This window comes from Frankia sp. CcMO1 (assembly GCF_977945845.1).
In genome coordinates, this window is the sequence record NZ_CDWTMG010000231.1 from 1 (window position 1) to 7833 (window position 7833).

General features: G+C 72.2%; 7 protein-coding genes and 1 pseudogene. 6 read left to right on the plus strand and 2 right to left on the minus strand.

Annotated features, from left to right (window positions below):
• Positions 1-55: 55 nt before the first annotated feature.
• Positions 56-469, minus strand: coding sequence for a metalloregulator ArsR/SmtB family transcription factor (locus tag AC08OU_RS20225; protein ID WP_476602418.1), 414 nt, complete (start codon positions 467-469; stop codon positions 56-58).
• 174 nt (positions 470-643) lie between these two features.
• Here AC08OU_RS20225 and AC08OU_RS20230 point away from each other — a divergent pair, with 174 nt between their 5' ends.
• The 5 genes from AC08OU_RS20230 (at position 644) to AC08OU_RS20250 (ending at position 6132) form a co-directional block, all read left to right on the plus strand.
• Positions 644-1444: an MIP/aquaporin family protein gene (locus AC08OU_RS20230; RefSeq protein WP_476602417.1), complete on the plus strand. Its 801-nt coding sequence runs from the start codon at positions 644-646 to the stop codon at positions 1442-1444.
• Positions 1445-1659: 215 nt separating this feature from the next.
• On the plus strand, positions 1660-2361 hold the full coding sequence (locus AC08OU_RS20235) for an arsenate reductase/protein-tyrosine-phosphatase family protein (protein WP_476602416.1): 702 nt from the start codon (positions 1660-1662) through the stop codon (positions 2359-2361).
• Between the two features lie 36 nt (positions 2362-2397).
• Positions 2398-3177, plus strand: a complete 780-nt coding sequence (locus AC08OU_RS20240) for an arsenate reductase/protein-tyrosine-phosphatase family protein (protein WP_476605559.1) — start codon at positions 2398-2400, stop codon at positions 3175-3177.
• A 174-nt stretch (positions 3178-3351) separates the two neighbouring features.
• The gene (locus tag AC08OU_RS20245) at positions 3352-4827 is read left to right on the plus strand and encodes an MFS transporter (protein ID WP_476605560.1); all 1476 of its coding nucleotides are present in this window, start codon (positions 3352-3354) and stop codon (positions 4825-4827) included.
• A gap of 111 nt (positions 4828-4938) precedes the next feature.
• Complete coding sequence (locus AC08OU_RS20250; protein WP_476605561.1) at positions 4939-6132, plus strand: GNAT family N-acetyltransferase; 1194 nt, start codon at positions 4939-4941, stop codon at positions 6130-6132.
• Between the two features lie 72 nt (positions 6133-6204).
• On the opposite strand, the gene AC08OU_RS20255 is transcribed toward AC08OU_RS20250, so the two are convergent.
• Positions 6205-7002: an SDR family NAD(P)-dependent oxidoreductase gene (locus AC08OU_RS20255; RefSeq protein WP_476605562.1), complete on the minus strand. Its 798-nt coding sequence runs from the start codon at positions 7000-7002 to the stop codon at positions 6205-6207.
• A 579-nt stretch (positions 7003-7581) separates the two neighbouring features.
• Here AC08OU_RS20255 and AC08OU_RS20260 point away from each other — a divergent pair.
• Positions 7582-7833, plus strand: a pseudogene (locus tag AC08OU_RS20260) (hypothetical protein); the annotation flags it as partial.

Genomic DNA, 7833 nt, shown 5'->3' on the forward strand with positions numbered 1-7833 from the left:
GAGCGGGGCTCGGTCCCGGCGTACCGGGCCATGGATCGTAGGCGCCGGGGCGCCGTCAGCAGCAGGGGCTGATCATCGTGCTGAGTGCGGCGAGGGCGTCGGGTGCGGCCTTGTAGTAGGCCCAGACCCCGCGCTTGTCGCGGGTGAGCAGGCCGACGTCGACGAGGACTTTCAGGTGGTGGCTGATCGTGGGCTGGGTCAGCCCGAGCGGCTCGGTCAGCTCGCACACGCACGCCTCCCCGCCCTCGTGGGCGTAGATCAGCGACACCAGCCGCAGCCGGGTTGGGTCCGCGATCGCCTTGAGCACACCGGCGAGGCGGGCGGCGGCCTCGGCGGACAGCGGTTGACGGGTCAACGGGCTGCAACACACCCACGCTCCAGGCCCGGCCGCCGCGTCCGGGGCGCGCGTGGTCACGGCCGGGGGCGGTAGGGCGGCCGACGATGCGGCGAGGCGGGTTGCGGTGGTCATGGCCTCCAGCATGCCTCAGCTATTGACAGCGGCCTATGCCTGGGCGCATCCTCGGCGCCAGCAGTTGCTATAGATGTCGGTCGATGTCTGGAGGGTTGGGATGGCGAGGGTGCAGTTGGCGTTGAACGTCTCGGACGTGGACGCCGCGGTGGACTTCTACTTCCTGACCGCGCGATGACGGGAGAACAGCCACAGCCACATCTCGCCCGGCGGTTGGCGGCGGAGGCGGTCGGCAGCATGCTGCTGGCCGCCCTCGTCATCGGCTCCGGCATCGCCGCCCAGCAGCTCAGCCCGAACCAGACCGGCCTGGAACTAGCGGAGAACGCGGTGGCCACCGCCGCCGGCCTGTTCGCGATCATCTTGATGGTCGGGCCGGTGTCCGGGGCGCACTTCAACCCGGTCGTGTCCGCGGTCGACGCCGTCTTCGGCGGACTGTCGTGGCGGGACGTGGCCGCCTACCTGCCCGCCCAGGTCGCCGGCTGCATCGCCGGCGCCGTCCTGGCGAACTTGATGTTCGACCGGTCGGCGGTGTCGATCTCCACCCACCACCGGGCCACCTGGCCGCATCTGCTGTCCGAGGTCGTCGCCACGGCCGGCCTGCTGCTGGTCATCTTCGCCCTGGCCCGCTCGGGCCGGGCGGACAAGGCTCCGGCCGCGGTCGGCGCCTACATCGGCGCCGCCTACTGGTTCACCTCGTCCACGTCCTTCGCCAACCCGGCGATCACGACTGGCCGGATGTTCTCCGACAGCTTCGCCGGTATTGCTCCGGCGTCCGCTCCGGGGTTCATCGCCGCGCAGCTCGTCGGCGGCCTGGTCGGGACCGGGCTGATCCGCCTGTTCTACCCGCAGCTGGGCCGGGCCGCGGCGGCGGAGGTCGTCGTCGCTCATCCCGCCGCGAGCGTGAATGGCGCGGCTGCGGCCGGTGAGCCCGACCAGTCCGTCCGATCTCGTCCATCGGGGATATCCGGTACGTGACCGTCGCTCGTGCTGGGACGGTGCACCGGCCGCAAGGCGCGGGCCGCGCTCGATTCGGGAACGGTGCTCATGCTGGCGGGTCCGTGCCCGGCAGGAGCGCAGCCCGCCGCTGACCCGAGTTGTCTCTGCGGCGGCGTGGCCGGGGTGTGGCGTGCGGGCCCATCTTGACCGCAGCCACCCCCACACCGACAATCACCTCAATGGACGTTGAGTCAATGACAGTTGAGCGAAGGGCCGCGTTGCATGCGGCGCTCGCCGAGCCCGCGCGACTGGCCGTCGTCGACGCCCTGGCCCTCGGCGAAGCGTCCCCGAGCGAGCTGGGCACCGCGCTCGGAATCCCGTCGAACCTGCTCGCCCACCACCTCGCCACGCTGGAGGGCACCGGGCTGATCCGGCGGACCCGCTCGCAGGCCGACCGTCGCCGCAGCTACCTGCACCTCGTACCCGAGGCCCTGGCCACCCTCCTTCCGCCCGCGGTCCTCCCGGCGCCGCGCGTGGTCTTCGTCTGCACCCACAACACCGCACGCTCGCAGCTGGCCGCCACGCAATGGACGGCCCGAAGCAGCGTCCCCGCGGCCTCAGCCGGCACCGACCCGGCCCCGGCCGTCCACCCCCGCACGATCGACGTCGCCCATCGCCACGGCCTGGCCCTCACCGCCCCGCGCACAGCGCACCTCGACGACGTCCTGCAACCCGACGACCTCGTGGTGACCGTCTGCGACAACGCCCACGAACACCTGCGACGCCCCACGGAACGCCGGCTGCACTGGTCGGTGCCCGACCCGGTCCCGACCGACACCGACGACGCCTTCGAGTACACCTTCGCCGACCTCGCAACCCGCATTGAACGGCTCGCGGGAGCCGTCGCGGGCCCGGCGCCGGCCGCAGCGACCGTCGATCAGCACCGTCCCGCCTGACCCGCACGGCCCTCTTCCGGCAAGGAGATAAGTCCCATGACCGACTCCACCCACCCAGCCGACCGGCTATCCGGGCTCAATCTGGCCGCGCGCAACCAGGTGAAAGCAGCGATCCGCCGGCTGGCCTACGAGTACGAAACCTGCTTCACCCAAGGCGACGTGGAAGAGGTCTTTACCGACTCATTCAACCGTTTCGCTGCTACCGCCCGGGTCACCCTGTACCTGCCGGTGCTGGCAGAAAGGGGACGTAATGAAGTAACAAATACGCGATCGAGAGCATCATCGCAGTTCACAGGCCTGTGGAGGGTTCGAAACGCGCAAGTTATTTCATTTCGACTCCAAAAGATCACCCGGGAACGCCTTGAAGCATTGGCTACCACCCGCGGGCTGATCGCCAAGAAGGTCCCGGAGGTGCTGTTCGTCTGCGTGCACAACGCCGGCCGCTCCCAGATGGCCGCCGCGTTCACCCGCCACTACGCCGGCACCCAGCTGCACATCCGCACCGGCGGCTCGGACCCTGCCGAAGGCATCCACCCCGAGGTCATCGTCGCGATGAAAGAGATCGGGCTGAGTCTGGACGAGGAGTTCCCCAAGCCGCTCACCGACGACATCCTCGCTGCCGCCGACGTCGTGATCACCATGGGCTGTGGCGACACCTGCCCCTACGTTCCCGGCAATCGCTATGAGGACTGGCCCATCGACGGCCCCGCCGTCTCTGCCCCGCAGCGGGTACGGGCCATCCGCGACGACATCGGCACCCGCGTGCGCGGCCTGCTTGCCAGCCTCCTGCCCGACCAGGCTCTGCCCGCCCGCTAGCCCGCGGCCGGTTATCCGGCCCGCGTGCCCACGCCGCGTGCCCACGTCCAGCGGCCGGCCTGGCATCCGCCCCCGCACCGGCCTACTATGTCTGTGACAGAGTTTATCTGTCACAGACATAGCTGGAGAGCCGCGTCCTGCCGTGAGCGGCTTCCGCTGGAGGAGCAGGTAGCCATGGACCCGGGCGTGCGTACCTCCGCGTCCCGCAACACCCTGATGTCGCTGCTGGCCCACGAGCGGGCCCGCCCTCGCGCGGTCCGCGACCTGCCGGGCGGCTGGTGGCTGGCGGTCGCCACCGTGTGCTTCGGCGCGTTCATGGGCCAACTCGACGCCAGCATCGTCACCCTGGCCTACGGGCCGCTGTGCGCACAGTTCCACGCCCCGCTCGCTGCAGTCACCTGGGTCTCCCTGGCCTACCTGCTCACCCTGGTCGCCCTGCTGGTGCCCGTCGGCCGGCTCGCCGACGCCTACGGCCGCAAACAGTTCTACCTCTACGGACTCCTCGTCTTCACCGCCGCCTCTGCCGCCTGTGGCCTGGCTCCCAGCCTCGCCGCTTTGATCGGTTCCCGCGTCGCGCAGGCCGTCGGCGCCGCGATGCTGCAGGCCAGCAGCGTCGCCCTTGTCGCCACCAGCGCACCCCGCCCGAGGATGCGCGCCGCCCTGGGCGTCCAGGCCGCCGCCCAGGCCCTCGGCCTCGCTCTCGGCCCCACCCTCGGCGGAGCCCTGGTCACCACTCTCGGCTGGCGCTGGGTGTTCGCCATCAACGTCCCCGTCGGGACAATCGCCCTCATCGCCGGCTACTACCTGCTACCCCGCACCCGCCAGCGCACCGACCCTGCCCCCTTCGACTGGCCGGGTCTGGCCCTCCTCGCCACCGCCACCACCACCCTGCTGCTGGCCGTCTCGGCTGTCTCCGGCCTGAACCTGCCCTCCGCGGCCACCGCCATCCTCGCTATCCTCGCCCCGCTCGCCGGCTACGGCCTCGTCCGACGGGAACGCCGCGCGCCGGCACCCCTGATCGACCTGCGCCTCCTTCGCATCCCTGCCCTCGCGGGGGGACTCGTCGGCGCGCTGTGCGGCTACCTCGTCCTGTTCGGCCCGCTCGTCCTGGTCCCCGTCGTCCTCACCGACCGCGGCACCTCCCCCCTGCACGCCGGGCTGGTCCTCACCGCCCTGCCCGGAGGCTTCGCGCTCGCCGCCAGCGGCGCCGGGGCGGTCCTACCCGACCGGTGGAGCGACCGCCGCCGCTACGCGCTCGGCGCCGTCACCTGCACGATGGCACTCGCCGCCGCACTCGCCGTGCCACTGTCCGCACCCTGGCTGATCCCCCCGATGGCCGTGCTCGGCCTCGGCCTCGGCCTCTACACCCCCACCAACAACACCGCGATCATGAGTGCGATCCCGGCCCACGCGGCGGGTACCGGCGGGGGACTGGTCAACATGACCCGCGGCCTGGGCACCGCCCTCGGCGTGGCCATGGTCACCCTCGCCGTCCACCTCGCCGCCGGCCCCACCGGACCCCGCCTGGCAATCGTCGGCCTCACCGCGGCATCCCTCCTCCTGTTCGCCCCCCTCCTCGCCCCTAGCCCCGCCCGATTTTCGGCGAGTACTACGGCGACCCCCACCTGGACCACCCGTCCGTCCGTCTGACCGCCCGTCCGATCCGGGGCGGGATCGGAGGGGCGGCGCGGACAACCGGGATCCCGGTCGGGCGGGAAAAAACGCCTTGGCCGGCGGCCGGGGCTCTGCCAGGGTGGCGGCGTGATCTTTGATCCTCCCGACGGCCTGACGATGCGCCATCCCACCGCGGACGACCAGGGGCGCGTGCTCGCCGTCATGGACGACTGGTGGGGTGGCTTCCAGGGGGCCGCCGGGTCGATACAGCGCGCGCTGCTGCTGCCGCGGCTGTTCTTCCAGCACTTCACCGACAGCAGCTACCTGGTGGAACGTGCCGGCGACGGCCGCCTTGTCGCCTTCCTCGTCGGTTTCCTGTCGGCCTCGGCACCCGAGGTCGCCTACATCCACTTCGTCGGCGTCGCCCCGGCGCGCCGCCGCGGTGGTATCGCCGGCGGTCTCTACCGACGGTTCTTCCGGCTCGCCGCCACCCGTGGGGCCCGCCGCGTCGACGCGGTCACCAGCCCGGGCAACGCGACGTCGCTGGCCTTCCACATCGGCCTGGGTTTCCGGGTCGAACCCGGCGACACCATGATCGACGGCGTCCCGGTCCACTCCGACTACGACGGGCCGGGGCTGCACCGCGTCACCTTCACCCGGCCGTTGACCGCCGCCGACCTCGACGCGGCGGCAACGGCCTTCCCACGCCTGCCAACGCCGGCCGCGCACCCGCCGGCAGCGGCCCGGCTGCGCGGCGGCGACCTGCGGGTCTGCTTCCTCGGGGACTCCTTCGTCGCGGGCGTGGGCGACCCCGCCCACCTGGGCTGGGTCGGGCGTCTGGCCGCCCGCACAGAGGACGCCGGCGTGGCGCTGACCGCCTACAACCTCGGGCTCCGACGTGCCACCTCCACCGAGACCCACGCCCGATGGCGGGCGGAGTGCCTGCCCCGGCTGGCCGAGGCGGAACACCCCCGGCTCGTGATCTCCTTCGGCGTGAACGACATGACCGCCGAGGCCGACACCACGGACCCGGCGGCGGGGACCGGGACGGCCACCCGGGTCCCGCCGCGGGACTCGGTCGCCGCCCTGACGGCCCTGCTCGCCGAGGCCCGCCCCCTCATGCCGCTGCTGATGGTCGGACCGCCCCCGTCCGGTGATCCCGGCCGCGACGAGCGCGTCGCGGACCTCACCGTCCGCTACGCCGAGGTCTGCGCCGCCTACGACGTCCCCTACGTCGACGTGTTCCCCGCCCTGCGCCGCCGGCCGTCCTGGGCGCGTGAGCTCGCGCCGGTGACGGCGCGCACCCCGCGGCGGGCGGCTATACGCTGCTCACCAACCTGATCTTCGGCCCGTGGTGGCGCTGGCTGGCCGGGTGAGGATGATCCCGAAACCCCCCGGCCTACCGGAGAGGTCCTACCCGCGAGAGCCGTCCGGGGCCGGGCGGACGGCGCGTTCGGCGATCCGGATCAGCGCCCGCCGCGGCAGCAGCCGCCCACCCCGGGCCAGCAGCGCGTTGCGCCGTCCGTCGACGACCGAGGGACGGCCGCGTTCGAGGGCACGCATCGCACTGGCCACCGCCTGCTCGGGGGAACGTTTGCGCCCGACGGCGACGTCCTCGGTACCGACGACGTCGAAGAACGGCGTGTCGGTGGAGCCGGGGCACAGCGCGAGCACCCTGACCCCCGCCGGGCGGGCCTCGGCCCACAGCGCCTCGGAGAAGGACAGCACGAACGCCTTCGTCGCCGCGTACACGGCCATGTGCGCCACCGGCTGGAACGCGGCGATGCTGGCCACGTTCACGATGCTGCCGCGCCCGCGGTGCACCATCGCGGGCAGGAAGCGCGCGGTCAGCTCGACGACAGCGACACAGTTGAGCCGCACCTGCCCGACCAGCCGCGCCGCCTCGGCCCCGGCCACGTCGCCGTGCGTGGCGAACCCGGCGTTGTTCACCAGCACGTCGACCCCGCCCCCGGCGACGGCGACCCGTTCGGCGACGGCGTCGACCGCGGCCGGCTCCGCCAGATCGACGGCGATCACCTCGGTGCGCACGCCGTGACGCCGAGTGATCTCGGCGGCGTTCGCGCGCAACCGGTCCTCGCCGCGCGCGACGAGCACGAGGTCGGCGCCCCGGTCGGCGAACTCGCGGGCGAAGACGGCGCCGATGCCCGTCGACGCACCGGTGATCAGTGCGGTCTGTCCGCGGAAATCCACTGCCTCTCCCTACCACAGTTCTCCCTACCGGCAGGGTGGCCCGGCCACAGGGAGTCAGGGCTTGCCCCTGGCAGGTGGGTTATCCGCCTGTGAGTTATCTGACGGATCGCGGGTTGGCGGCGGCGGCGGGGTGTCGAGGGGACAGGATCTGGACCGATGGCTCGACGACCGGGAACACCGCGCCCCCCGACCTGCCTGGCCTGCCTGACCTGCGCCGCGGCCACCTCACCGGCGGGGGCGGGCACAGCGGGGGCGGACCCCGAGCTCGATCATCGGAAACGTACGAACTGTCCGGGGCGGACCAGGAGCAGACTCTGATCAATCTGTCAAACCGCTGTACACCACCCCCCTCTTGCGCGGTAGCTTGCGACTGGTCACAGTGTTTGCCGGATCAGCTACGCGCTGGGGTGAACCGTGCAGGTTCACCAGCATCATCGGCGTACAGCCGGCCGTGCCGACCGGCGGCGGCCCCAGCCACGGGACGACGCAACGAAGCATGGTCCCCGCCCGGTCGAACATCCGTCGCCGGGCTGTGACCGGTGCGCCACGAGGCACCGGCCGGAACGTGAGGGGATGGTCATGAACGGCATGGAACTGTCGCCCACCCGGGCCTCGGAGCGGCTCGGTCTGGCTGCCGCTGGACGGGCCGCGGCGGTACTCTCCCGGGAGATCACGTTCGCCGATCCCGATCCGGTGACGCTCACCGAACTCGACGACCGGCTGCACCGGTACGCCACGACCCTGTTCTCCGCCCCGCACACGACGCTGGTGGGCCCGGTCATCGCCGACTGGCGGCGGGTCCAGGCCGCCCTGGGACGGCGGCTGGATCTG

What these genes read in the sequence shown, in the direction of transcription:
- AC08OU_RS20245 (WP_476605560.1), top strand. Translation starts at nt 3,352, where the DNA reads ATGGACCCGGGCGTGCGTACCTCCGCGTCCCGCAACACCCTGATGTCG.
- AC08OU_RS20225 (WP_476602418.1), bottom strand. Translation starts at nt 469, where the DNA reads ATGACCACCGCAACCCGCCTCGCCGCATCGTCGGCCGCCCTACCGCCC.
- AC08OU_RS20240 (WP_476605559.1), top strand. Translation starts at nt 2,398, where the DNA reads ATGACCGACTCCACCCACCCAGCCGACCGGCTATCCGGGCTCAATCTG.
- AC08OU_RS20235 (WP_476602416.1), top strand. Translation starts at nt 1,660, where the DNA reads ATGACAGTTGAGCGAAGGGCCGCGTTGCATGCGGCGCTCGCCGAGCCC.
- AC08OU_RS20230 (WP_476602417.1), top strand. Translation starts at nt 644, where the DNA reads ATGACGGGAGAACAGCCACAGCCACATCTCGCCCGGCGGTTGGCGGCG.